Annotated in this window: 2 protein-coding genes and 1 pseudogene; all 3 read left to right on the top strand. The window is 55.0% G+C overall.

Going from position 1 to position 2,226, the window contains the following annotated elements:
- Positions 1–244, top strand: a pseudogene (locus tag CF70_RS38785) (hypothetical protein); the annotation flags it as partial.
- On the top strand, positions 205–858 hold the full coding sequence (locus CF70_RS12030; RefSeq protein ID WP_349675109.1) for a WYL domain-containing protein: 654 nt from the start codon (positions 205–207) through the stop codon (positions 856–858). The pseudogene CF70_RS38785 and the gene CF70_RS12030, both read left to right, overlap by 40 nt.
- 931 nt (positions 859–1,789) lie before the next feature.
- Positions 1,790–2,226 (top strand): hypothetical protein (locus CF70_RS12040; RefSeq protein ID WP_035864580.1); only part of this gene is annotated, 437 nt, incomplete at its 3' end.

Here is a 2,226-nt window from a genome sequence, read left to right on the forward strand (position 1 = left end):
ATGCACTATATTTTATGACACAGTAAGACTAGAGTACCGCGCTATTTTTTGCGGCGAACTGCGTCGTGCCGACTTGGAGGCCCGTTTCGGAATCAAGGCCGCAGCGGCAACGCGGGACATCATCGCGTACCGTCATATGGCGCGGGACAATCTCTTCTATGATGGCTCGGCCAAGGCCTACGTGCCCACCAAAGCCTTCAGCCGGTGTTTTCCTTCGATTCTGCCCGCATTCTCTCTTGGTTAACACTGGGCTTTGGCGATGGGCTCAACCTCAAACTGCGTAGAGCAGTACACGGCGAATCGGTGCATGCCATTGGCAAGCCACGCCTGGATGTGGTGGCCGAGGTCACGCGTGCCATCTACAAAAGTAGCGCTGTCGAAGTTTCCTACCTGTCACTGACGTCCGGGGCGAGCGAGCGCGAGCTAGTGCCCCACGCTCTTGTGGACAACGGCATCCGTTGGCACGTGAGAGCCTTCGACCGTGCCAGTCAGCGCTTTTCCGATTTCGTGGTGTCTAGAATGACGTCCGCGAAACAAGTTGTTGGCGACCCTGCTGACGAGGAGTTGCGGCGGGCGGATGCTCAGTGGGCACGGATCGTTGATTTGGAACTAGTGCCGCACCCGGGACTGAAACACCCGGACGCAATCCAAGCGGATTACGGTATGAATGACGGTGTTCTGCGTGCGCAAATTCGTGCCGCGGTCGTTGGTTATGCGCTCCGTCGCTGGCAAGTCGATTGCAGCTCGGATCATTCGCTTGATCCCAACGAGCATCATCTGTGGTTACGCGATACGCCAACCTTGTACGGGGTGGAGAGTGCGGCCATGGGACCCGGCTACCGCCAGCAAGGCGCTTAACTCCTTGGCCAATGACACCTGTTGTCAGTTGTCTATGTGTCAGGTGTAGAGCTCTCAAGCTCAGCCAACTTCTCTCCGAGCGTGGCGACGATCCAAGACACAAACTCGGACCATCCATCCTGGCTAATCGCGGTGCCATTTGGACCCACTATCAGCACGCAATCCTTCGAGTCGCACTCAACCAACTCTGGATGCAGCGCTAGCCAGCGCCCGATCGGAGCCTCGAGTTCGTATGGCACATCCTTCAGGTGAAGATAAGTCGTGGTCGAATGGCGGAAGTACGGGAGGCCTACGGGCAACCATCGCCCCAAAAGACGCAATTTTTGTTGAATTGCCATGGTTTGTCGCCTCTGCTTGTCGGAGTAGTACCGTCGTCAACGCATCTTGCTTCTGGGCACCAGACCTTCATCATGTGGCGTGGTTACCATCGTTGAGCAATCGTTCCAAGGTGCCTTCACGCCAACCCGCCTATGAAGGCCGTGCCGGCACGTGCCAGTCAGACGTGGCGACGAGATCAAGCACCCCGTTGGACAATCTCACCCCATGAATGCATATTTGATGACATGGTTCGCTTAACGGGTGCGACTACACTCAGAGCTATCCCCACAACCTGCATTGGTCTCGCAATGTCCCGTTCGACATCATAGACGCGCGCGATCGTTTTATAGACTACAGGCTCGCCCGATATAGAGCGCGAGAACTCCCTTAACTCCACATCGTAGTTGCCGGTTAATTCTGAGCCCGTTTCATCGTTGCTGATCTCCAACTCTCCCAATACGCTTGCTCTCTGTTCGTCGCCATCCGGTATCAGCTCTACAGTAACTCGCAGCATTTCATTCCTAGGAAATGTATTATTAGGGGGCTTCCGCCCTGATTGGACCTATTACTGTATAAACTTGGGCTTCCGCCTCAGGCACGCAACGTTATCAGAATGCTCGTTTTCCTTGATACCGAATTTACCGACCCGATTGATTGTGAGCTTATCAGCATTGCGTTGGTGGCGGAGGATGGCCGCAAATTCTACGCCGAGGTTCTGGACTTCGATCGAAGCAAATGTAACCAATTCGTTCGTGCAGCCGTACTGTCTCAACTGAGCAAAGTCGAAGGGGCGGAGGTCGTTAGAGATGAACTCCCTTCAAGGCTTCGCACCTGGTTCACGGAACTGCCTGACGACGTGATCATAGGATGCGACAATTTCACCGACTGGGAGCTGTTAATCGATATCTTGGGCGATGAGCTTCCATCGAACTTGAGAGGTAGGTTTGATCTTGGCAACTGGCTTGGTTTGCCAGGCTGGAAGGAAGCAGGAACGGCCTACCATGAATCGCCCGGCAGAACGTGGCACCATGCGCTCCACGACGCCATGGC

The organism is Cupriavidus sp. SK-3, assembly GCF_000611145.1.
Lineage (GTDB): Bacteria > Pseudomonadota > Gammaproteobacteria > Burkholderiales > Burkholderiaceae > Cupriavidus.